The following is a 21,228-nucleotide window of genomic DNA, read 5'->3' on the forward strand; positions in this document are numbered from 1 at the left end:
CGCCCCCCGCCCGCCCCCCGCCCCCCCCCCGCCGCCCCCGCCCCCCCCCCCCCCCCCCCGATTCGTCGTCTTCAGGCCGACCCCGCCCTTTCCTCCCTCAAGACCGGAGAACCTATGCCGATCGTCTCCCTCGAGCACGTGTCGAAGAGCTACCCCTCGCCGTCCGCATCCGGCACGCAGATCACCGCCGTCGACGATGTGTCTCTGCAGATCGAGCAGGGAGATGTCTTCGGAATCATCGGCTATTCGGGTGCGGGGAAGTCCACCCTGGTGCGGCTCATCAACGCGTTGGAGCCGGCCTCCGCGGGCCGCATCACCGTCGACGAGGTCGAGATCACCGCACTCAGCGAACGTGAGCTCCGGCGCGTGCGAAGCGGAATCGGGATGATCTTCCAGCAGTTCAACCTCTTCTCATCGAAGAGCGTGCGGGCCAACATCGCGTATCCGCTGAAGCTCGCGGGATGGTCGAAGGCCGACATCGACGCGCGCGTGACCGAGATGCTGTCTTTCGTGGGGCTGAGCGACAAGGCACGCTCGTACCCCGAGCACCTGTCGGGAGGGCAGAAGCAGCGCGTCGGGATCGCGCGGGCGCTCGCGACCAGGCCGGCGATCCTCCTCGCCGACGAAGCGACCAGTGCGCTGGACCCGGAGACGACACATGAGGTCCTCTCCCTGCTCAAGCGCGTCAATGAGGAGCAGGGCGTCACGATCGTCGTCATCACCCACGAGATGGACGTCATCCAGACGCTCGCGACCAGGGTCGCCGTCATGGACCGCGGGCGAGTGATCGAGCAGGGAGACGTGTTCGAGGTCTTCTCCAACCCGCAGCATGCCGCGTCGCAGCGATTCGTCGGTACGGTCGTCAAGGGCGTTCCCTCCCCGTCCGAACGCGCCGTCCTGCGTGAACGGCACCAGGGACGACTCGTAACGTTCTCCTTCCGTGACGGTGGTCCGTCCCAGGCGCAGGTTCTCCTTGAGCTGGCGGAGGCCGGGCTGGAGTTCGAGCTCGTCTTCGGAGGTATCAACGACATCCGCGGTAGGGCCTTCGGCCACTTGACTCTCGCGATCCGCGGGGACGACGCTCGCATCGACGCGACGCTTGCACGGATCTCGGAGCGCATCGAAGTGACGGACATCGACCGCGAGGAGGTGCGCTGATGGATCGTCTGATCGAGTTGGGTCCTGAGTTCTGGACGGCTGCCGTCGAGACGCTTTACATGGTGTCGCTGACGCTGGTGCTGGGCGGTCTGTTGGGAGGCCTGATCGGAGTGGGGCTGTACCTGACACGGCCGGGCGGCATGCTGCAGAACAGAGCGATCTCCGCCGTGCTGAACCTCTTCATCAACTTCTTCCGCCCGATCCCCTTCGTGATCCTCATCACGGTCCTGATCCCGTTCTCCCGATTCATCGTGGGCAGCGGCATCGGCACGAACGCTGCCATCGTCGCCCTGGTGGTGGCGTCGATGTTCGCCATCGGCCGGATCGTCGAGCAGCATCTGGTCGGTGTCTCGCCGGGAGTCATCGAAGCCGCGCGCGCGATGGGAGCCGGACCGTGGCGAACCCTCCTCACGGTGGTGATCCCCGAGGCGCTTGGGCCGCTAATCCTGGGATACACATTCGTGATCGTGGCGCTTATCGATATGACGGCGATGGCGGGTTACATCGGCGCAGGCGGGCTGGGAAACTTTGCGTTGACGTACGGCCGACGCCAGTTCGAGCCTGTCGTGATGTGGGCGGCTGTGCTCCTCATCGTCGTGTTCGTGCACGTGGCTCAGACGCTCGGCACCCGGCTCGCGCGGAAGGTCATGCGCCGCTGAGGCCGATCAGCGTGCCGGGGCCTCCTGCAGGCTCCGGCGCGTGGTGAACGTGCGCTCCTGCCCGCTCAGCGGATCGGTGAACCGGAGCTCGCGTGCGAGGAGCTGGAGCGGGCGGGTGAAGTCGTCCGGACGCTCCGGCTGCAGCACGGGGTAGAAGCCGTCGTGGAGGATGCCGAGGCCGAGCGCGGCGAGGTGCACGCGGAGCTGGTGCATCTTCCCGCTGTGCGGACGGAGAAGCGTGTGCACGACGCGGTCGTCGGTGGCGATGACCTCGATGAGCGTCTCGGAGTTCGGCTCGCCGTCCTCATCCACCTGCACGCACACCTGACCGCGGAGCTTCTCGATGCGGTTGCGGTAGACGAGCGGGAATCGCGACGGATCCCAGTCCGCCGGGCGCGCGGAGACGGCCTCGTAGACCTTCTCCACGCGGCGGTCCTCGAAGAGCAGTTGGTAGGCGCCGCGGGTGGCAGGGCGGGCGGAGAACATCAGCAGGCCCGCCGTGGCCCGGTCCAGGCGGTGGATGGGCGTGAGCTCCGGGTTGCCGAGACGGTTGCGCAGCCGGACGAGGGCGGAGTTCTGCAGGTACTTGCCGCCCGGCGTGGTGGGGAGGAAGTGCGGCTTGTCCACGACCACCAGGTGCTCGTCCTGGTGCAGGATCTCCTCGGCGAACGGGATCTCCTTCTCGGTCGGAGGCTCCCGGTAGTACCAGACGAACTCCTCGGCGCCGAGAGGCGTGTCCCGGGAGAGCGGCCGGCCGTCGCGCGCGACGATCTCCCCGCGGTCGAAGCGCACGAGCAGCCGCTCCGGATCCAGGTGGAAGAACCGCTCGACCATGTAGGCGGCGACGGTGGGCCATGCACCCGTCATCGGCACGTGCAGCCGGGTCGCGCCGACCCCGTCGCGCACGGGAAGCGGGGAGGGCATGCCCATGTCTCGGCCTTCGGAGCAGGGGTCGCGGGGCCGCGACCGGGTGCTTCCAGCCTAGGCGACCGGCCGGGCAGAGTCCGTGGGCCGCGGCCGCCACTCATCCCGCCTCGGTTGCACGATCCCGTTGCGCCTGCACGACCGTTCCGGGGTTTTCGTCCCACGTCCGGACCTCGGTCGTGCATCCGGAGTGGTGGGGACCCGACCGGAGACAGGGTCGCTGTCCGCCTCGGTTGCACGATCCGGTCGCGCCTGCACGACCGTTCCGGGGTTTTCGTCCCACGATCGGACCCTGGTCGTGCATCCGGAGCGAGGGGACCGGAGACGGAGCCCCGGAACCGGTCGGGGTGTCAGCGGGTTTCGGTGGACAGCCAGTCGTCGAAGGTCGTCGGCGCCGTCCGCGCGTCGTCGCCGGGAAGCAGCACCTCACCCGCGAACTCGACGCCGAGCGCGGCACCCTTCCACGCGGCGCGCAGCGGAAGCTCACGCCCCCACGCGGCGAGGGTGCGGCGCGCCATGTCGACGGCGTCCTCCGTGCGGGGTCCGGCGATGTCGAACGAGCCGCCGAGGGCCGGCGACTCCGCCGCATCCACGAGCGCGACGGCCACGTCTGCGGGCGCGATGGGCTGCAGCAGCAGAGGGGGCACGATGCCTTCGCCGTCCTCGATGCTCCACTCGGCGATCATCGCGGGGAAGTCGTGGAACTGCGTCGCCCGCACGATGGTGAACGGCACCGCGCCGCGCGTGACCTCACGCTCCTGGGCGCGCTTACCCGCATAATGCGGATTGCCGCGCACGCGATCGAGCGCCGCGATCGAGAGGGCCACGTGGTGGCCGACCCCGGCTTCGTCCTCGGCGGTGAGCAGCGTGCGGCTGAGCGTGGTGAACACCCGCTCGGCCTCGGCGACGTCGGATACCGGGGGATTCGTCGCATCGACGACCGCATCCACCCCGCGTAGCAAAGCGGCGAGGCCTTCGCCCGTGGTCAGATCGACGCCCTCGCTGCGGCTGAGTGACAGCGGATCGTGCCTCCGACGCCGGGCCTCTTCGACGACCAGTCGCCCGATCCGTCCCGTTCCTCCTGCGACCGCGATGCGCATGCCCGCTCCTTCAATCATGGATATTGTGTGTCCACAATAGGGCGGTCCCGATACGATGGGCAAGTGAAACTCCCCGAGACCTCCGAGTGGGTGCTGCACACCGTCGCGGTGATCGCTCAGCTCCCCGCGGGGTCGACGGTGTCCGGAGCGCAGCTCGCCGAGCATTTCGGGGTGCCGGGGCCGTATCTGTCGAAGCAGCTCGCCAAGCTCGTCCGCGCCGGAATCCTCACAGGCAGCACGGGACCCCGCGGTGGTTTCCGTCTGGCCAGGGAGCCCGAGAGCATCAGCATCCTCGATCTCGTCTCCGCGGTGGACGGCGCCGCCGACCCCTACATCTGCCGCGAACTCCGTCAGCAGGGGAGGGGCGCCGCCCGCCCGGAGGACTGCACCGCGCCGTGCGGACTCGCCGTCGTGATGCGCCGCGCCCACGACGCCTGGCGGGCTTCGCTGAAGGCAGTGTCGATCGCCGAGGTCGTCGCCACGCTCCCGGACACCGTCCCGGCCAAGAACCGGCGCCTCCTCCTCGGTCCCTGACCTACCCGTTCGCACGATCCGTGCCGGGTCGTGTCCTGCGACGTCTGCACGATCCGGGTCCGGATGCACGACCCGTGTCGGATCGGTCCTGCGACGCCTGCACGACCTGGGTCCGGATGCACGACCAGGTGACCACTTCTCCCGGGCAGCCGTGCACGGATCGTGCAGGCGGAACAGACCGGACGGGTCGGCCGAACCGGACCGAACCGAACCGAACCACTCCAGGATCGGGTCAGGTGTCGAAGCTGAGGCTCAGTTTCCGCAGCAGGGCGGCCAGCCGGTCACGGTCGGCGCGGGAGAGGGCGCGCAGCAGGTCGGCCTCGGCGTCCACGAGCCGGGTGATCGCGGCGTCCACGCGGACCCGGCCGTCGTCAGTCAGGGTCACGAGCACGCTGCGGCCATCCGCCGGGTCGGCCTCGCGGCGCACGAAGCGACGGCCGACGAGACGGTCGATGCGGTTGGTCATGGTGCCGCTCGACACGAGAGTCTGCTGCAGCAGCTGCTTGGGCGAGAGCTGGAACGGGGAACCCGCCCGGCGCAGCGCGGACAGCACATCCCACTCCCACGGCTCCAGGTCGCTCCGACGGAACACCTCGCGGCGTGCACGGTCGAGGTGCCGCGAGAGGCGATCCATGCGGGACAGCACCTCGAGCGGGGAGAAGTCGAGGTCGGGGCGCTGTGTGTTCCACGCACCGACGATCCGATCGACCTCATCCGCCTCGCTCATCCGTTCATTATCGCGTGCGGCGGAGTCGTGGCCGCGGATGACGCGGGGAGCAGCATCGTGAGGAACGCGCTGTGCGGGTCGGGGAGGTACGAGCCGAACGGCGGACCCTCCCGGAATCCGGCGGCGGTGTACATGGCCAGGGCCGGAGCGAAGAAGGGGTCCTTGCCGGTCTCCAGCGAGAGGCGACCGATGCCTCGCGCGGCCGCGTCGTCGAGGAGGTGGCCGAGCATCGTGCGCCCGAACCCGCGCCCGCGGAACGCCGGGTCGGTGCGCATCGACTTCAGCTCCTCGTGTCCGTCGGCCACCACGGCCAGCGCACCGGTCGCGGCGATCCGTCCGTCGACGATCCCCGTGAAAAACCGGACGCGCGGAGTGAGGAGCCGGTCGAGCGGGAGTGCATGCTGGCTCTCCGGCGGAGCGGTGCCGTCCATCTCCGCATGGTGAGCGGCGATGAAGGCCGCGATCTCGGGGGTGGCGACGGTGACGCGCTCGATCACGATGGTCATCGCCCCAGCATCGCAGAGCGGTGTTTCGGGCGGATGACGGGCCGGTGCGACGCGGGTCGCACACACAGGAACGGACACCGGGACGTGGCAGACTTATCGGGCGGTGCCCCGGGGGTGCCGCGGTCCGCCGTGGTGTAATGGCAGCACGACAGCCTTTGGAGCTGTGAGGTCTAGGTTCGAGTCCTGGCGGCGGAGCATGACTGAGAACAACCTCGCCGTCGTCGTCCTCGCCGCAGGCCAAGGCACGCGCATGAAGTCGCGCCTGCCGAAGGTGCTGCACCGGATCGGCGGGCGTCCGCTCGTCGGACACGTGCTGACGACCGCGACCCGCCTGCACCCGGCGCACATCGAGGTGGTCGTGCGGCACGAGCGCGATCAGGTCGTCTCCGCGCTGCATGAGGACTACCCGGATGCGGTCTTCGTCGATCAGGACGAGGTTCCCGGCACGGGGCGCGCGGTCCAGGTGGCGGTGGATGCCCTTCCCGCCGACTTCGACGGCGACGTGCTCGTGCTCTCCGGCGACTGCCCGCTGGCCGATGCCGAGACGCTGTCGACGTTCCTCGACGAGCACCGCGCCTCCGGAGCGCCCGCGACCCTCATGACCGCCCTCGTCGACGACCCCACCGGCTACGGGCGGGTCATCCGAGACGCCGACGGCACGGTCGACCGCATCGTCGAGCAGAAGGACGCGACGGAGGAGGAGGCCGCCGTCAGCGAGATCAACGCAGGAATGTACGTCTTCCGTGCCGCCACGCTGCGCAGCTACCTGCCCCGCCTCGGTGTCGACAACGCGCAGGGCGAGATGTACCTCACGGATGTGCCCGGCCTCGTGCGCCGGGACGGCGACCGGGTCGCCGCCTCGATCGTCTCGGACGTCGAGGTCACGTTCGGGGTCAACGACCGCGCCCAGCTCGCCGAGGTCGGCCGGCGCCTGAACGCCCGCATCGTGCGCCGCTGGCAGCTCGAGGGCGTCACGATCGTCGACCCGGCCACGACCTGGATCGACGACGACGCCACGCTCGCCCCGGACGTCACCGTGCTCCCGAACACGCAGATCCTGCGCGCGACGACGATCGCCGCGGGAGCGACGATCGGCCCGGACACCACGCTCGTCGACTGCGAGGTGGGGGAGGACGCGGTCGTCCGCCGCACCGACGCGACCCTGGCCGTGATCGGTGCCGAGGCGACCGTCGGCCCGTTCTCGTACCTCCGCGCCGGTACCGTGCTCGGCCCGAAGGGCAAGATCGGCGCCTACGTCGAGACGAAGAACGCCGAGATCGGCGAGGGCAGCAAGGTCCCGCACCTGTCGTACGTCGGTGATGCGACCATCGGCCGCGGGGTGAACCTCGGGGCGAGCACCATCACCGCCAACTACGACGACGTCAACAAGCACCGCACGGAGATCGGCGACGAGGTGCACACGGGCTCGCACACGGTGCTGGTCGCGCCCGTTAGGCTTGGTCCTGGTGCGAAGACCGGCGCCGGCGCCGTCGTCCGCAAGGACGTCCCGGCCGGTGCTCTGGCCATGAGCGTGGCCCCCCAGCGCAACATCGAGGGGTGGGTCGAGAAGAACAGAGCAGGGACGGGCGCGGCGGATGCCGCGGCCCGGGAGAATTCGGCGGAATAGGCGGAGCATGGCCCGGAAGAAGAAGACGGTCGACCTGGATCGCGACAACGGCGTGGCCCCCGGCCTCGTCGCCAAGACGAAGAAGCGTCTGGTCATCGCGGGTGGTCGATCGCATCCCGAGCTGACCGCGGCCGTCGCCGCCTCGCTCGGCACCGAGATCGCTCCGGTCGAGCACCGCACCTTCGCCTCCGGCGAGATCTACGCCCGCTTCGAGGTCTCGATCCGCGGCTGCGACCTCTTCCTCGTGCAGACGTTCGGCGAGCCGGTCAACGAGTGGCTCATGGAGACGCTCATCATGATCGACGCCGCCAAGCGCGCCTCGGCCAAGCGGATCACCGTCGTCGCCCCCTACTATCCGTATTCGCGTCAGGACAAGAAGGGCCGCGGCCGCGAGCCCATCAGCGCCCGCCTCGTCGCCGATCTGCTCAAGACGGCCGGCGCCGACCGCGTCATGAGCGTCGACCTGCACGCCGCCCAGATCCAGGGCTTCTTCGACGGCCCCGTCGACCACCTCTTCGCCAAGCCGGTGCTCCTCGACCACTTCGAGCGCACACTCACCCCGGAGGACCGCGAGATCCTCACGGTGGTGTCCCCGGACATGGGACGCGTCCGCGTGGCCGACACCTGGTCGGACAGCCTCGGGGCGCCGCTCGCGATCATCCACAAGCGCCGCGACCCGAAGGTCGCCAACCAGGTCTCGGTGCACGAGATCGTCGGCACCGTCGAGGGGCGCACCTGCCTCCTCGTCGACGACATGATCGACACCGGCGGCACGATCGTCAAGGCGGCGCAGGCGCTCAAGGCGAACGGCGCGCACCGCGTGATCGTCGCCGCGACCCACGCGATCTTCAGCGACCCGGCGTCCGAGCGGCTGCAGGACGCGGCCATCGACGAGGTCGTCGTCACGGACACCATCCCGCTCTCGGAATCGCGCCGCTGGGAGACGCTGACCGTGCTGCCGATCGCGCCGCTGCTGGCCCGCGCGATCCACGAGGTCTTCGAGGACGGCTCCGTCACAAGCATGTTCGGCGGGGACGCGTAACGCATCGGGACGGCACAGCCCGTGCATAGCCCCGGTGCTTACGGTCGAGTCATCGACGGAAGAGTCGACCGACGACGACCACGGAGGACCCCATGATCCGCACGACCGTTCCGACCTCTGTCCGCACGGGCTCCGCCCTTCTCGGGATCGCGGGGCTGTTCGTCCTCGCCGGATGCTCGTCGACCGGCGACGCCGCAGACACCTCGACCGGCACCGACGAGACCGCGGGGTCGAGCTCCTCGTCCTCGTCGAGCGGGGGTGACGCCTCCGGCACCTACACCGACGGCACGTACACCGCCGACGGCTCGTACCAGACCCCGGAGACGGTGGAGGAGATCACCGTCACGCTCACGCTCGCCGACGGCGTCGTGACGGAGGTCGAGGTGTCGGGCGACCCGAAGGCCCCGGAGACCGAGCGGTACCAGGGCGAGTTCATCGACGGGATCGCCGACGAGGTCGTGGGGAAGCCGATCGACGAGCTGAACGTCAGCCGCGTCGCCGGGTCGTCGCTCACGAGCGGCGGCTTCAACGACGCCGTGGCCTCCATCAAGGAGCAGGCCGCCGCCTAGGCGCGAGGCGTCCTCATGGGGGAGTGGCGATTCGAGGCGATCGGCACCGGGTGGGAGATCGAGACCGGCGCCCCGCTCACGGATGACGTCCGCGCGGCCGTGACAGTGGAGATCGAGCGGTTCGATCGCGCCTGGTCCCGGTTCCGCGACGACTCCGATGTGGCCCGGCTCGGACGGTCGGGCGGCTCGCTGTCCTCGCCGGACGCGGGGCCGATGCTCGACGCCTATCGCGATCTCGATGCCGCCACGGCCGGTGCCGTGAACCCCCTGGTCGCCGACAGCCTGGAGGCCCTGGGCTATGACGCCGCGTATTCGCTGCGGGCCGGGGAGCCCCGCCCCGCTCCCGCGTCCTGGACATCCCTGCTGACCTGGTCGGCGGACACGGTCGAGGCGCACGATCCCGCCCTCCTCGACGTGGGCGCCCTCGGCAAGGGACGTCTCGTCGACCGCGTGATGGCGGTGCTGGCCGACATCCCCGGTGATGTTGTCGTGGATGCCGGTGGGGACATCCGCGTGCGGGGTGCCGGCGTGCGCATCGCGCTCGAGCACCCGTTCGATGCGCGGAAGGCGATCGGCGTCGTCGAGGTCGCTGACGGAGCGTTGTGCGCATCGGCCGTCAACCGAAGGGCCTGGGGCGAGGGCCTCCACCACGTGCTCGATGCGCGGACAGGACAGCCCGTCCGCACCTGGGCGGCGACGTGGGCACTGGCCCCGGAGGCGATGAGGGCAGATGCCGTGGCCACCGCGCTGTTCTTCGACGGCGGCCCGGAGCTGGCCACCCGCTGGGGCGTCGAATGGGTGCGCATGACCACCGACGGCCGTGTGCAGCGCTCGCCGGGCTGCCAGGCCGAGCTCTTCACCGCAGCTCGTGCGCGAGCCGCCGGAACCGTGGGAGACAGGACACCATGACCACTGCCTTCGCCGCCGCCCGCCAGCGCGTCCTCGCCGTCCTCGGCGCGCTGTCGATGTACCGCCTCGTGCTGTTCGCGCTGACGGCACTCGCGCTCATCGCCCTCGTGCTCTCCCTGCTCGGGGTGATCGTCTCTCCGACCCCGGTCGAGCTGCTGGCCTCCTTCGCGGTGCTGGCGGTGGCGATCGCCGCCGTGGACGCGGTCGCCCAGCGCCTGCTTCGCCTTCCGTGGCGCGTCGAGTCGTCCCTCGTCACCGCCCTCATCCTCTTGTTCGTGCTGCGTCCTGGTATCGAGCCGCCGGCCCTGCTCGGCCTCGCGATCGCCGGCGCGGTGGCGAGCGCGTCCAAGTACCTCATCGCCTGGCGGGGACGACACATCTTCAATCCGGCCGCGTTCGGCGCCGCGGTGGTGTCGATCCTCGGAGCGTTCGGCGCGTTCAGCTGGCTCGGCACCTCGTCGTCGTGGTGGGTCGGCACACCGGTTCTCGTGATCCCTGTCGTCCTCCTCGGGCTGGCCGTGCTGTGGCGCACGGAGAAGGTCGGCGTCGTCCTCCTGTTCCTCGTCGTCGCCGTGGCCACGTCGATCGTGCGGCAGGCGGTGCAGGCCGGGCAGTTCGACGTCTCCTTCGATCTCACGACGGCACTGTCGTTCGCAGTGCTCCAGTCGCCGTTCCTCTTCCTCGGCGCGTTCATGCTGTCGGAGCCGTTGACGCTGCCGCCGCGGCGTCGTCAGCAGCTCGTCGTCGCCGTCGTGGTCGGGCTCCTCGCGGGGTGGCCGATCTCGGTGGGGGGCCTCTTCACGCTCGGGCAGGAGCGCGCCCTGCTCATCGGCAACCTCGTGGCCTTCGCGTTCGCCCTCCGCGGTTCGGTGCGCCTCATCCTCGAGCGCCGCGACTTCGTGACGCCGACCGCGCAGGAGCTCACGTTCCGGGCGAAGGGCCGCGTGCGGTTCCTGCCCGGGCAGTACCTCGAGCTCGATGTCCCGCATCGGCGCCCTGACGCGCGGGGGACGCGCCGCGAGTTCAGCATCGTGTCCGCCCCCGCCGACCTCCCGACACTCCGCATCGCCTACAAGAACGGCGACCAGCAGCATCCGTCGAGCTACAAGCGCGCTCTCGCGGCGGCCGAGCCCGGCGCGACCTTCGCGGTGACGGGCACCTGGGGCGATTTCATCCTCCCGCGCGGTGAGCAACCGGTGCTCATGGTGGCGGCCGGCATCGGTGTGACACCGTTCGTCTCGCAGCTTCGGCAGCTCCAGGCGACAGGGCAGCGGCGTGACATCGTTCTCGTCTATGTGGCGTCCTCGGCGGAGGAGCTCGCCTTCCGGGACGAGCTGGCCGCGACAGGTGTGCGCACGGTCGTGTTCACCCGCGACGAGCCGGCCGACATTCCTCCGCACTGGACGTGGGGGCAGGGGGCACGCCTGGACGCGGAGACCCTGGAGAGCGCGGTGGACGACCTCTCGGCGCGGCACGCGTTCATCTCCGGCCCGCCGCGGCTCATCGCCGACCTCGCGCCCGCGCTGCAGAAGGCCCGTTCCCTCACCACGGACGCCTTCGCCGGCTACTGACCCGGATCGTCTTCCCTTCCCTTTTGCCGGGGATTTGCGACGCCTGCACGACCCCGTGACACCCGCACGACGGAATCCCCGGTCTCGTCGTGCATCCCGCCCCGGATCGTGCAGGCGGCCCGGCCACGACAGAACTCCGTCACGACCCGTCGGCGGACCGGTGCGCGACCGGGGGACGCCTGCACGACCGGGGACGGGTGCACGACCGGGGGACGGGTGCACGACGGGATGGACGGATCGGTCGTGCCGACGGGGTCGGTTCGTGCGGGCGAGCACGGCTCGTCTCGACCGCGGACGACGCCTGCACGACCGGGGGGCGCCTGCACGAGGGGATGGACGGATCGGTCGTGCGGACGGGGTCGGGTCGTGCAGGTGGGGGCGACAGAAGTCGGAACCCCGGGTCAGTCGGGCGGGGTCTCGCCGGGGGGAGTCATCGGGATACGGACGGTGAAGGTCGTGTCGCCGGGCTGGCTGTCGACCGAGATGCGGCCGTGATGACCCTCCACGATGGCCTTGACGATCGCGAGACCGAGTCCGGTGCCGCCGGTCTGCCGGGCGCGGGAGCTGTCCCCGCGGGCGAACCGGGCGAAGAGCTCGTCGCGGAGGGCGGGATCGATCCCCGGGCCGTCGTCGTGCACGCGCAGCACGGCCTCGTCGCCCTCCCGAGCCACGCTCAACGTCACCGTGGTCCCCGCGGGGGTGTGCGTCCGGGCGTTGGCGAGCAGGTTCGCGACGACCTGATGCAGGCGCCCTGCATCACCGACGACGGTCACCGGCTCGTCCGGCACCTCGATGTTCCAGTGATGGTCGGCCGCCGTCGGCCGCGCATCCGAGAGGCCCTCGAGGGCGAGCTGGGCGAGGTCGACCGTGCCGTACACGAGCTCACGGCCCTCGTCGAGGCGGGCGAGGAGCAGGAGGTCCTCCACGAGTCGCGTCATCCGCAGCGACTGCGCCTGGATGCGCTCCAAGGAGGAGGTCGTGCCCTCGATGACCGCGTCTTCCTTCGTCGCCTCCGGCGCCTGACGCAGTGCCCGCAGCGAGAGCTCCGAGTAGCCGCGGATCGAGGCCAGAGGCGTACGCAGCTCATGGCTCGCGTCGGCGACGAACCGGCGCATCTGCTCCTCGTTCTTCTGTCGCGCCGAGAGGGACGTGTCCACGTGGTCGAGCAGCTTGTTGAGCGCGGCGCCGACGAGCCCGGTCTCCGTCCGCGGATCGGCCTCGCTCGCCGGCACGCGCTCGGTGATGCTGACCTCGCCACGGTCGAGCTGCTGATTGGCGACCCTCGTCGCGGTCGCCGCGACCGCGCGCAGCGGCCGCAGCCCCACGCGGATCGTGACCGCCGTGGTGAGGGCGAGGAGGATCAGGCCGCCCGCCGTGGCGAGCAGGATCACGGTGAGGAGCTGCGTGAGCTGATTCTGGACATCGTCGCGAGGGAGGCCCGTGACGACGACGACGCCGTTGCTCGCGGTGGTCGCGACGACCCGATACGAGCCGAGGCCGTCGAAGGAGACCGTGGCAGGGGTGCCGAGCGCGACCGTGCCGTAGAGCTGCTGCAGCTGATCGGGGGTGAGCGGCTGCGGCGCGCTGTTCAGCGCCCCGCGGCTGTCCTCGAAGGCGACGCCGCTCGGTCCCGCGATGGGGCTGCCGAGCGACAGCAGCAGCCCGGGCATGGGGTCCAGGCGATACAGGATGTTGTCGACGGTAGCCTCGGACGGCGCGATCCCCTCCACGATCCGATCCCTGATCGTCGCGGCGTAGCTCTTCACCTTGTTGTCGAGCTGGTCCTCCAGCGTGCTGCCGAGGGTGGCGCTGGTGATGACGGCGACGATGACGAGGATCAGCGACACGAACCCGATCACCGCGGTCATCAGCCGCGTCTGCAGGCTCATGGGCCGTCGCGCCACCGTCGCTCCGCTCACTGCGGGGCCTTGATCATGTAGCCGACGCCGCGCACGGTGTGCAGGAGGGGCGTGCGGCCGGCGTCGATCTTCTTCCGGAGGTAGGAGATGTAGAGCTCCACGACCGAGGACTTGCCGCCGAAGTCGTAGCTCCAGACGCGGTCCAGGATCTGCGCCTTGGACAGCACCCGGCGCTCGTTGCGCATGAGGTACCGCAGCAGCTCGAACTCGGTCGCGGTCAGCTCGATCTCCACGCCGTCCCGGACGACCTCGTGGCTGTCCTCGTTGAGCGTGAGATCGGCGACCCGGAGGATCGACTGCCCGTCGTCGGCGCTGGCGTGTCCGGTGCGCCGGATGATCGCGCGGAGCCGGGCGATCACCTCCTCCAGGCTGAACGGCTTGGTCACATAGTCGTCGCCCCCGGCGGTGAGCCCGGCGACGCGGTCGCCCACGGCGTCCTTCGCCGTCAGGAAGAGGACGGGGACGAGGTTGCCCGCTTCGCGGAGCCGCTTGAGCACGGCCATCCCGTCGAGGTCGGGCATCATGATGTCGAGCACGAGGGCGTCCGGCTCGAACTCCTTCGCGACCTGGAGCGCCTCGAGGCCGGAGGACGCGGTGCGCACCTCCCAGCCCTCCATGCGCAGGGCCATGGCGAGCAGATCGGTGAGCATCTGCTCGTCGTCCACGGCGAGGATGCGCAGAGGGGAGCCGTCGGGGCGGCGCAGTTCGGGCAGGTCGCTGGTCATGCCTCTATTCTGCGGAACTTCCTATGTGATTTCTATGGAACGGGCTATGGGTTCTCTGGGAGATGTCCGCCTCATAGAACCCTCATCATCCGTCCCTCGGATCCGCATAACGGTCGTCCCTAGCGTCGGTTCCGCGCCGCGATCGTCGCGGCGGGAGGAGAGACATGTACGGACGATATCTGCGGCGCGAACTCGCGGGCCGCAAGAAGCAGACGGCGATCGTGGCCATCGGTCTCGCGATCGCGATCGGACTGGTGATCGTGGTGAACGCCCTGACGACCGGTGTGCGCGACGCCCAGACCCAGTCGCTGGCAGCGGTCTACGGAGTGGGGACGGATCTCACCGTCACCGGCGCCGCCGCGGAACCGGGCGACGGGACGGGACCGCGGTTCGAGTTCGACGAGGACGCGGGGGAGAGCGACGGCGAGACCACGACCCTGGAGCAGTCGACCCTGCGCACGGACTTCGGCCGGACGACGCTCGATGCCGCGGTGCTGGACACGGTGGCCGGTACCGACGGCGTCGCCGCCGCGACCGGTGCGCTGAGCCTGACGAACTCGACCTTCTCCGGTGAGCTGCCGAGCGGCGGCTTCGGCGGGCAGGACGGCGCTGAGGGCGGCGAGGCGCCCATGGAGGGCCAGGCGCCTCCGCAGGGTGGCGGCGGTGGCGGGGGCGGTGCGTTCGGCATCGACTCGTTCACCGTCCTCGGCATCGACCCGTCCGCGACGGAGGTCGGCCCGCTGGCCTCCGCCGAGATCGGCGAGGGGCGTGGGCTGGACGCCGACGACAGCGGAGCGCTCGTCGCTCTGGTGGACAGCACGTACGCCGCGAGCGAGGACATCGCCGTCGGCGACACCCTGGACATCGCGGGCTCCGACGTCGAGGTCGTCGGCCTCCTCACCTCGGCGTCGGATGCCGCAGACACCGCGGCGGACGTCTACCTCCCGCTCGACACCGCGCAGGAGCTGGCCGGCGTGGAGGACGTGATCTCCACGGTGTACGTGCAGGCGGATTCGGCGGCGTCCCTCGACGAGGTGCAGACGGCCCTGGCGGAGGAGCTTCCCGACGCCACCGTCTCCTCGCAGTCCGAGCTCGCTGCGACCGTGTCCGGCTCGCTCTCGAACGCGACGGCGCTCGTCACGAATCTCGGCACCTGGCTGTCGATCATCGCCCTCGCCGTCGCCGTGCTGCTCTCGGTGCTCCTCACCCTCTCCGGCGTCGGCCGTCGCACCCGCGAGTTCGGCACCCTGAAGGCGATGGGGTGGTCGAACGGCCGCGTCGTGCGTCAGGTCGCCGGGGAGTCGATGGTGCAGGGACTCCTCGGAGGAGCGGCAGGTCTCGTGCTCGGCCTCGCCGGGATCCTGATCATCACCGTCGCGCAGCCGACCGTAGCCGCCGGCTCCGCGGCCGTCGGCGGAGGCCCGGAGGGAGGAGGCGGCTTCGGTGGCCCCGGCGGCATGGCCCCGAGCGTGGAGACCGCCACCGACATCGTGCTGCAGGCACCGCTGACCCCCTGGGTGCTCGTCGCCGCGGTGGGCCTCGCGGTGCTGGGCGGGCTCGTCGCCGGCGCCTTCGGAGGCTGGCGGGCGGCGCGACTGAGCCCGGCAGAGGCCCTGCGGTCCGTCGCATGAGCGGCGTCGCGAACCACACAGGAGAGAAGGAGACCGAGATGACCACGATGACGGATTCCGAGGCCCGCGTTCCGGCCTCGTCGGCGGCGACCCCGCTGTACCGGGCGACGGGTGTCACGCGCACCTATACGCGGAGGGGACGGACGGTGACCGCGCTCACCGGCGTCGACCTGGAGATCATGCCCGGCGCCTTCGTCACGATCCAGGGGCCGACCGGAGGGGGCAAGTCGACGCTGCTGCAGCTGCTGGGGGCGCTCGACACCCCGACTGCTGGGACGTTGCAGCTGGACGGCCGTGAACTGTCGTCGGCGTCGCCGTCGGAGCTGGGACGGATCCGCGCGCAGGAGATCGGATTCGTCTTCCAGGGGTTCAACCTGATCCCGACGCTGACGGCGGTGGAGAACGTCGACATGGCCCTGGAGCCGCTCGGCATCGACCGGGCGGAACGACGCACGCGGGTCGCCGCCGCTCTCGCCCACGTCGGCCTGGCGGACCGCGGTGACCATCGTCCCGCAGAGTTGTCCGGCGGGCAGCAGCAGCGTGTCGCGATCGCGCGGGCGATCGTCAAACGCCCCCGAGTGCTGCTCGCGGACGAGCCGACGGGCAACCTCGACGAGAGCATGCGCGACGAGATCCTCGACCTCCTCGAACGGCTGTGCGCGGAGGGCATCACCATGGTCGTGGTCACGCACGACTCCGCGGTGGCGCGGCGGGCGACGAAACGGCTGCGTCTGACGCAGGGGACGGTGAGGGACATCACCCGGTAGTCGGCGGCGCGGGGGAGGGGCGGACGGCGAGCCGCCCCTCTTCCGCGATGTCCGACCCCGGGTCTACCGTGTGCTCATGGTCGACCACGTCGAATCCGCACAGCCCACCGTCCACCGTCCCTCCACCGTCTCCGAGGTCGCCGCGCTCGTCCGCGCCGCCGCGCAGGAGGCGGTCCCCCTGACCGTCGTCTCCGGCGGCCACGGGCCCTGGTCCCACGCCCCCGCTCCCGGTCTGCGCCTCGAACTCGGGGCGCTCTCCTCGATCGAGGTCGACGGCACCGCCGTGCGCATCGGCGGCGGTGCCGTGTGGGGCGACGTCGCGAAGACTCTCGCCGGCCACGGCCTCGCCCTGAGCTCCGGCGACACGGCCAGCGTCGGCGTCGGCGGTCTCACCCTCGGCGGCGGCATCGGCTGGATGGTGCGCGCCTGGGGTCTCGCCGTCGATCAGCTCGTCGGCGCCCAGGTCGTCAGCGCGAGCGGAGACGTGGTGGAGGTCTCGGCCACGCAGCATCCCGGCCTGTTCTGGGCGCTGCGCGGCGGTGGCGGCAACTTCGGCATCGTCACCCGTTTCGACTTCGAAGCGCATCGCCTGCCGGGGATCGCGCTGGCCGAGTCCGTCGTCGAGGGCGACGCGACGGCCGTGCTCCGGGCCGCGCGCGAACTCCTCCGCGACGCCCCGCGCGAGCTGACCGTCACGTACATGGACGTGCCGCCCATGGACCCGAGCGCTCCGGCCGGTGCCCGGCTGACCGCCGTGTGGGCCGGGCCCGACCCGGAGGCGCTGCGCGTGGAGCTCGCGCCGATCACCGCCCTCGACGGTGTCACGACGGAGATCACCGAACCCGCCTATCGGGACATCCTGATGGAGATGCCGCAGCCCGAGGGCGGCGAGGCTCCCGCCCCTCCCGGGTTCCTCGGCGGGAACGGTCTCGTCGCCGACCTCGACGACGAGACGATCGATCGGCTGGTGGCCTATCGGCGGGAGTACCCCGCCTCGGTCGTCTTCCTCCGGTCCCTCGGCGGGGCGTTCGGCGACGTTCCGCAGGAGGAGACGGCCTTCCCGGCGCGCACCGCGACCTGGTTCGTCATGGCCGGTGCCTTCGATGTCCCGGGGATGCTCGACGAGGAGGGGCGGGCGAAGGCCGCCGCCGACGCGCAGCGGATCGTCGCGGGCCGCCTCGCCGAGTACAGCAACTTCGTCGACCGGGAGCGACCGGACGCGGTGTCCGGGATGTACGACGGCGACGGCTACGCGCGTCTGCGGGCGGTGAAGGCGCAGTGGGACCCGCAGAACGTGTTCCGCCGCAACCACAACATCCTCGTGTGACGCACGAAGGGCCGGGCACCGTACGGTGCCCGGCCCTTCGCAGACCCGAGGTCAGTGCGTGTCTTCGGCCTCGATCTCGGAGCGGTCGCCCGACCACAGCGTGTGGAAGGTGCCCTCCTTGTCGATGCGCTTGTACGTGTGCGCGCCGAAGAAGTCGCGCTGACCCTGCACGAGAGCAGCCGGCAGGCGGTCGGCGCGGATGCCGTCGTAGTAGGACAGCGACGACGAGAACGCCGGAGCCGGGATGCCGGACTGCGCCGCCGTGACCACCACGCGACGCCATGCCGCCTGGCCACGGGTGAGCGCCTCGGCGAAGTACGGAGCCGTCATCAGCACGGGCAGGTCGGGGGTCTCCGCGTAGGCATCGGCGATCCGGTTCAGGAACTGCGCGCGGATGATGCAGCCGCCGCGCCAGATCTTCGAGATCGCACCGAGGTCGATGTTCCAGCCGTACTCGGCGGCACCGGCACGGATCTCGTCGAAGCCCTGCGAGTAGGCGACGATCTTGGAGGCATAGAGCGCCAGGCGGACGTCCTCGACGAAAGCGTCGACCTCGTCGGCAGGGACCGTGAACTCCTCGTCCGGACCGGGAAGCGCCGCGGCGACCGCGCGCTGCTCGGGGTGCGAGGAGAGCGAGCGGGCGAATGTCGCCTCGGCGATGCCCGAGACCGGGACGCCGAGCGAGAGTGCGGTCTGCACCGTCCAGGCGCCGGTGCCCTTCGCGCCGGCCTGGTCCAGGATGACGTCGACCAGCGGCTTACCGGTCGCCGCGTCGACCTGGCGCAGCACCTCGGCCGTGATCTCGATGAGGTACGACTCCAACTCTCCGCGGTTCCACTCGGCGAAGATCTCGGCGATCTCTGCGGGAGTCTTGCCGGTGCCGCGACGGATGAGGTCGTAGGCCTCGGCGATGAGCTGCATGTCCGCGTACTCGATGCCGTTGTGCACCATCTTGACGAAGTGGCCGGCGCCGTCGTGGCCGACGTGCGTCACGCAGGGCTCGCCCTCGGCGACTGCGGCGATGGACTTCAGGATCGGCCCGAGCGTGATCCAGGACTCGTCCGAGCCGCCCGGCATGATCGAGGGGCCGGTGAGGGCGCCCTCCTCGCCGCCGGAGATACCCGCGCCGACGAAGTTGATGCCGGTCTCGCGGACCGCCTTCTCGCGGCGGATGGTGTCGGGGAAGTAGGCGTTGCCGCCGTCGACGATGATGTCGCCCGGCTCGAAGACCTCCACGAGGGAGTCGATCACGGCGTCGGTCGGCGCTCCGGCCTTGACCATGATGATCGCGGTGCGCGGCTTCTGCAGCGAGTCGGCGAACTCCTGGTACGTCTTCGCGGGGATGAAGCCCGCCTCGGGATGCTCGTCGAGGAGGGTCTGGGTCTTCTCGTAGCTGCGGTTGAAGATCGCCACGGTGTTGCCCTCGCGGCTCGCGAGGTTGCGGGCGAGGTTCGACCCCATGACGGCGAGTCCGACGACTCCGATGTTCGCTGATGCTTCGGGCACGGAAGGCTCCTCGATCGTGAAGAAGGGTTGTCTTCAGCGTATCGCTGTGCGCCGGATGGAGGCGCACCCGATGACGCATCACCGTCATCGTCCGCGACGTCGGGCGGCCCGGAGGCTCCGGACCTCTACGCTGAAGGGAGCACAGGAGCTGGAGGGAGTCGGTCGTGACGGAGTCCGAGAAGAAGGTCCGCGCCGTCGTCGCGGTGCCGTTGACGGAGGAGCTGTGCGGGCTCATCGAGGAGCTCGAGCCGCGGCTCGAGGTCATCCACGACGCCGCACTGGTGCCTCCCATGCGCGGTCCGGCCGACTGGTCGGGCGACCCCGACTTCACCCGCACGCCGGAGCAGCAGCGCGCGTTCGAAGCCCTCGTCGACTCCGCTGACGTGCTCTTCGGCATCCCCGACGTCGACCCCGACGCACTGGCGCGGACGGTCTCTGCGAACCCGCGGCTGCGGTGGGTCATGACCACGGCGGCGGGCGGCGGCAGCACGGTCAAGGCCGCGGAACTCGACCGCGCCGACCTCGACCGCATCGTCTTCACCACCAGCGCCGGCGTCCACGGCGGCACGCTCGCCGAGTTCGCCCTCTTCGCGGTGCTCGCCGGGGCGAAGGACCTTCCGCGCCTGCGGACCGATCAGGATCAGCGGATCTGGCCCGAGCGGTGGGAGATGCGCCAGGTCGACGAGATGACCGTGCTCGTGGTGGGACTCGGCGGCATCGGCGCGGAGTGCGCCCGCCGTTTCCACGCTCTCGGCGCCCGCGTGTGGGGGACCACTCGCTCCGGTCGTCCGGTCGAGGGCGTCGATCGCCTCATCGCGCTGGACGACCTCGTGGACGCGGTGGGGGAGGTCGACGCGATCGTCGTCACGCTTCCGGGCACGGAGCAGACCAGACACCTCATCGGCGAGGAGCTTCTGCGGGCAGTGAAGCCCGGGGTCATCCTCACCAACGTCGGGCGCGGGAGCGTGGTCGATGAGGCGGCGCTGCTCTCCGCCCTCGACGACGGCCGCGTCGGCTTCGCCGGGCTGGATGTCTTCGAGCAGGAGCCGCTGCCCGCCGAGTCCCCGCTGTGGGCGCACCCGCGCGTGCTCGTCAGCCCGCACACCGCGGCGCTCAGCTCGAAGGAGGAGGAGCGCATCGCGCGGCGGTTCGCCGAGAACGCCACCCGCCTGCTCGACGGTCGGGAGCTGCGCGCAGTGGTCGACACGGTCGAGTTCTACTGAATCGGGATGCAGCAGGCATGAGCGTGCGCATCGTCGTGATGGGGCCGAGCGGATCCGGGAAATCGACGGTCGGTGCGGCGCTGGCGGAGAGCCTCGAGGCGCGCTTCATGGACGGTGACGATCTGCATCCGCTGACCAACGTCGAGAAGATGGCAGCGGGGATCGCCCTCGATGACGAGGACCGGATGCCCTGGCTGCGGGTGGTCGGACGGACGCTCGCCGCCGAGACGCACATCGTCGTCGCCTGTTCCGCGCTGCGGCGGCGCTACCGGGATGCCATCAGGGCGGAGGCGCCGGACGCCTTCTTCGTCGAGCTCGGCGTGGCACGGGAGACGCTCGCCCGGCGACTGGGTGGACGGCCTGACCACTTCATGCCGGCCTCGCTGCTCGATTCCCAGCTCGACGCGTGGGAACCGCTGACGGGCGACGAGCCCGGCGTCCGGGTCGATGCCGCGCTCCCGCTGGTGCAGGAGGTGGCGGCGATCCGGAAGGCGCTCGCCGCGGAGACGGGAACGCCGGGGGAGCCTCAGTCCTTGCGGTAGCCCGAGCGGCCGAGGGAGAAGAGAGCCGCACCCGTGGCGACGGCCGCGCACACCGACATGGCGCCGATCAGCCAGAGGAGGACGTGGGAGAGGAAGGCGCCGTCGAGCATGGGGGTACTCCGAATTTCTGCAGTGGGGACCGGTGTCCTCAGCCTATCGGGTCATCCGGTACCATGGAGGCGTACCTCGGCGAGGGACGCTTCTGCGCGTGCGCGGGCGTCCGTGATCGACGCGGCGAAGCAAGCCCGGTGGCTTTCCTCAC

21 protein-coding genes and 1 tRNA gene are annotated in these 21,228 nt (G+C 70.5%); 14 read left to right on the plus strand and 8 right to left on the minus strand.

What is annotated here, in order from left to right; all coding sequences use genetic code 11:
* Window positions 1–114 precede the first annotated feature (114 nt).
* Both M4D53_RS13915 and M4D53_RS13920 read left to right on the plus strand, forming a co-directional pair.
* On the plus strand, window positions 115–1,158 hold the full coding sequence (locus M4D53_RS13915) for a methionine ABC transporter ATP-binding protein (RefSeq protein WP_259954589.1): 1,044 nt from the start codon (window positions 115–117) through the stop codon (window positions 1,156–1,158).
* Complete coding sequence (locus M4D53_RS13920) at window positions 1,158–1,817, plus strand: methionine ABC transporter permease (RefSeq protein ID WP_187661969.1); 660 nt, start codon at window positions 1,158–1,160, stop codon at window positions 1,815–1,817. The genes M4D53_RS13915 and M4D53_RS13920 overlap by 1 nt, the downstream gene beginning before the upstream one ends.
* Before the next feature lie 6 nt (window positions 1,818–1,823).
* Here M4D53_RS13920 and M4D53_RS13925 read toward each other — a convergent pair whose 3' ends face one another.
* Window positions 1,824–2,747 carry a pseudouridine synthase gene (locus tag M4D53_RS13925; protein ID WP_259954590.1) on the minus strand — a complete coding sequence of 308 codons (924 nt, stop codon included), beginning with the start codon at window positions 2,745–2,747 and terminating at the stop codon, window positions 1,824–1,826.
* 344 nt (window positions 2,748–3,091) lie between these two features.
* Window positions 3,092–3,841, minus strand: a complete 750-nt coding sequence (locus M4D53_RS13930) for an SDR family oxidoreductase (protein WP_259954591.1) — start codon at window positions 3,839–3,841, stop codon at window positions 3,092–3,094.
* Between the two features lie 63 nt (window positions 3,842–3,904).
* On the opposite strand from M4D53_RS13930, the gene M4D53_RS13935 reads away from it, so the two are divergent.
* Window positions 3,905–4,375 (plus strand): RrF2 family transcriptional regulator, encoded by a 471-nt coding sequence (locus tag M4D53_RS13935; RefSeq protein WP_187661966.1) that lies wholly within the window; start codon window positions 3,905–3,907, stop codon window positions 4,373–4,375.
* 232 nt (window positions 4,376–4,607) lie between these two features.
* Here the strand turns inward: M4D53_RS13935 and M4D53_RS13940 are convergent, their stop codons facing one another.
* Complete coding sequence (locus tag M4D53_RS13940) at window positions 4,608–5,102, minus strand: MarR family winged helix-turn-helix transcriptional regulator (RefSeq protein ID WP_025105633.1); 495 nt, start codon at window positions 5,100–5,102, stop codon at window positions 4,608–4,610.
* Window positions 5,099–5,608: a GNAT family N-acetyltransferase gene (locus M4D53_RS13945; RefSeq protein ID WP_259954592.1), complete on the minus strand. Its 510-nt coding sequence runs from the start codon at window positions 5,606–5,608 to the stop codon at window positions 5,099–5,101. The genes M4D53_RS13940 and M4D53_RS13945 overlap by 4 nt, the downstream gene beginning before the upstream one ends.
* A 123-nt stretch (window positions 5,609–5,731) precedes the next feature.
* On the opposite strand from M4D53_RS13945, the gene M4D53_RS13950 reads away from it, so the two are divergent.
* The 6 genes from M4D53_RS13950 to M4D53_RS13975 all read left to right on the plus strand — a co-directional run bounded on the left by M4D53_RS13950 (window position 5,732) and on the right by M4D53_RS13975 (window position 11,326).
* A tRNA-Gln gene (locus M4D53_RS13950) sits at window positions 5,732–5,803 on the plus strand.
* Between the two features lies 1 nt (window position 5,804).
* Window positions 5,805–7,235, plus strand: coding sequence for a bifunctional UDP-N-acetylglucosamine diphosphorylase/glucosamine-1-phosphate N-acetyltransferase GlmU (glmU, locus tag M4D53_RS13955; RefSeq protein WP_259954593.1), 1,431 nt, complete (start codon window positions 5,805–5,807; stop codon window positions 7,233–7,235).
* A 7-nt stretch (window positions 7,236–7,242) separates the two neighbouring features.
* Complete coding sequence (locus tag M4D53_RS13960; protein WP_187661963.1) at window positions 7,243–8,277, plus strand: ribose-phosphate diphosphokinase; 1,035 nt, start codon at window positions 7,243–7,245, stop codon at window positions 8,275–8,277.
* A 92-nt stretch (window positions 8,278–8,369) separates the two neighbouring features.
* Window positions 8,370–8,846, plus strand: coding sequence for an FMN-binding protein (locus M4D53_RS13965; RefSeq protein ID WP_259954594.1), 477 nt, complete (start codon window positions 8,370–8,372; stop codon window positions 8,844–8,846).
* Window positions 8,847–8,861: 15 nt separating this feature from the next.
* Window positions 8,862–9,755 (plus strand): FAD:protein FMN transferase, encoded by an 894-nt coding sequence (locus M4D53_RS13970; protein ID WP_187661961.1) that lies wholly within the window; start codon window positions 8,862–8,864, stop codon window positions 9,753–9,755.
* Window positions 9,752–11,326, plus strand: coding sequence for an FAD-dependent oxidoreductase (locus M4D53_RS13975; protein WP_259954596.1), 1,575 nt, complete (start codon window positions 9,752–9,754; stop codon window positions 11,324–11,326). The genes M4D53_RS13970 and M4D53_RS13975 overlap by 4 nt, the downstream gene beginning before the upstream one ends.
* A gap of 401 nt (window positions 11,327–11,727) precedes the next feature.
* Here the strand turns inward: M4D53_RS13975 and M4D53_RS13980 are convergent, their stop codons facing one another.
* Entirely contained in the window at window positions 11,728–13,215 is a 1,488-nt protein-coding gene (locus tag M4D53_RS13980; RefSeq protein ID WP_259954597.1) for a sensor histidine kinase, read from the minus strand.
* Between the two features lie 26 nt (window positions 13,216–13,241).
* Entirely contained in the window at window positions 13,242–13,970 is a 729-nt protein-coding gene (locus M4D53_RS13985) for a response regulator transcription factor (protein ID WP_136051691.1), read from the minus strand.
* A 164-nt stretch (window positions 13,971–14,134) separates the two neighbouring features.
* Between M4D53_RS13985 and M4D53_RS13990 the strand changes: the two genes are divergently transcribed.
* The 3 genes from M4D53_RS13990 (at window position 14,135) to M4D53_RS14000 (ending at window position 17,695) form a co-directional block, all read left to right on the plus strand.
* Entirely contained in the window at window positions 14,135–15,601 is a 1,467-nt protein-coding gene (locus M4D53_RS13990; RefSeq protein WP_259954598.1) for an ABC transporter permease, read from the plus strand.
* Window positions 15,602–15,648: 47 nt separating this feature from the next.
* Complete coding sequence (locus M4D53_RS13995) at window positions 15,649–16,368, plus strand: ABC transporter ATP-binding protein (RefSeq protein WP_396654779.1); 720 nt, start codon at window positions 15,649–15,651, stop codon at window positions 16,366–16,368.
* A gap of 76 nt (window positions 16,369–16,444) precedes the next feature.
* Window positions 16,445–17,695, plus strand: coding sequence for an FAD-binding oxidoreductase (locus M4D53_RS14000; protein ID WP_259954600.1), 1,251 nt, complete (start codon window positions 16,445–16,447; stop codon window positions 17,693–17,695).
* Window positions 17,696–17,746: 51 nt separating this feature from the next.
* Here the strand turns inward: M4D53_RS14000 and gnd are convergent, their stop codons facing one another.
* Complete coding sequence (gene gnd, locus M4D53_RS14005; protein WP_187661956.1) at window positions 17,747–19,201, minus strand: NADP-dependent phosphogluconate dehydrogenase; 1,455 nt, start codon at window positions 19,199–19,201, stop codon at window positions 17,747–17,749.
* Window positions 19,202–19,365: 164 nt separating this feature from the next.
* Between gnd and M4D53_RS14010 the strand changes: the two genes are divergently transcribed.
* Together M4D53_RS14010 and M4D53_RS14015 are read left to right on the plus strand one after the other, a co-directional pair.
* Window positions 19,366–20,424: a D-2-hydroxyacid dehydrogenase gene (locus tag M4D53_RS14010; protein ID WP_259954601.1), complete on the plus strand. Its 1,059-nt coding sequence runs from the start codon at window positions 19,366–19,368 to the stop codon at window positions 20,422–20,424.
* A gap of 17 nt (window positions 20,425–20,441) precedes the next feature.
* Complete coding sequence (locus M4D53_RS14015; protein ID WP_187661954.1) at window positions 20,442–20,966, plus strand: gluconokinase; 525 nt, start codon at window positions 20,442–20,444, stop codon at window positions 20,964–20,966.
* Here the strand turns inward: M4D53_RS14015 and M4D53_RS14020 are convergent.
* Window positions 20,951–21,076: a hypothetical protein gene (locus M4D53_RS14020; RefSeq protein ID WP_259954603.1), complete on the minus strand. Its 126-nt coding sequence runs from the start codon at window positions 21,074–21,076 to the stop codon at window positions 20,951–20,953. The two genes, M4D53_RS14015 and M4D53_RS14020, sit on opposite strands and share 16 nt — an antisense overlap.
* Window positions 21,077–21,228 lie beyond the last annotated feature (152 nt).

This window comes from Microbacterium meiriae, from assembly GCF_025143875.1.
In the GTDB taxonomy this organism is placed as follows: Bacteria; Actinomycetota; Actinomycetes; order Actinomycetales; family Microbacteriaceae; genus Microbacterium; species Microbacterium meiriae.

Coding starts and splice junctions, on each gene's coding strand:
- M4D53_RS13920 (WP_187661969.1), top strand. CDS start 1,158: ATGGATCGTCTGATCGAGTTGGGTCCTGAGTTCTGGACGGCTGCCGTC.
- M4D53_RS13945 (WP_259954592.1), bottom strand. CDS start 5,608: ATGACCATCGTGATCGAGCGCGTCACCGTCGCCACCCCCGAGATCGCG.
- M4D53_RS14020 (WP_259954603.1), bottom strand. CDS start 21,076: ATGCTCGACGGCGCCTTCCTCTCCCACGTCCTCCTCTGGCTGATCGGC.
- M4D53_RS13995 (WP_396654779.1), top strand. CDS start 15,649: ATGACGGATTCCGAGGCCCGCGTTCCGGCCTCGTCGGCGGCGACCCCG.
- M4D53_RS13990 (WP_259954598.1), top strand. CDS start 14,135: ATGTACGGACGATATCTGCGGCGCGAACTCGCGGGCCGCAAGAAGCAG.
- M4D53_RS13965 (WP_259954594.1), top strand. CDS start 8,370: ATGATCCGCACGACCGTTCCGACCTCTGTCCGCACGGGCTCCGCCCTT.
- M4D53_RS13975 (WP_259954596.1), top strand. CDS start 9,752: ATGACCACTGCCTTCGCCGCCGCCCGCCAGCGCGTCCTCGCCGTCCTC.
- M4D53_RS13925 (WP_259954590.1), bottom strand. CDS start 2,747: ATGGGCATGCCCTCCCCGCTTCCCGTGCGCGACGGGGTCGGCGCGACC.
- M4D53_RS13960 (WP_187661963.1), top strand. CDS start 7,243: ATGGCCCGGAAGAAGAAGACGGTCGACCTGGATCGCGACAACGGCGTG.
- glmU (WP_259954593.1), top strand. CDS start 5,805: ATGACTGAGAACAACCTCGCCGTCGTCGTCCTCGCCGCAGGCCAAGGC.
- M4D53_RS13970 (WP_187661961.1), top strand. CDS start 8,862: ATGGGGGAGTGGCGATTCGAGGCGATCGGCACCGGGTGGGAGATCGAG.
- M4D53_RS14000 (WP_259954600.1), top strand. CDS start 16,445: ATGGTCGACCACGTCGAATCCGCACAGCCCACCGTCCACCGTCCCTCC.
- M4D53_RS13985 (WP_136051691.1), bottom strand. CDS start 13,970: ATGACCAGCGACCTGCCCGAACTGCGCCGCCCCGACGGCTCCCCTCTG.
- M4D53_RS13915 (WP_259954589.1), top strand. CDS start 115: ATGCCGATCGTCTCCCTCGAGCACGTGTCGAAGAGCTACCCCTCGCCG.
- M4D53_RS13930 (WP_259954591.1), bottom strand. CDS start 3,841: ATGCGCATCGCGGTCGCAGGAGGAACGGGACGGATCGGGCGACTGGTC.
- M4D53_RS13980 (WP_259954597.1), bottom strand. CDS start 13,215: ATGAGCCTGCAGACGCGGCTGATGACCGCGGTGATCGGGTTCGTGTCG.
- M4D53_RS14015 (WP_187661954.1), top strand. CDS start 20,442: ATGAGCGTGCGCATCGTCGTGATGGGGCCGAGCGGATCCGGGAAATCG.
- M4D53_RS13940 (WP_025105633.1), bottom strand. CDS start 5,102: ATGAGCGAGGCGGATGAGGTCGATCGGATCGTCGGTGCGTGGAACACA.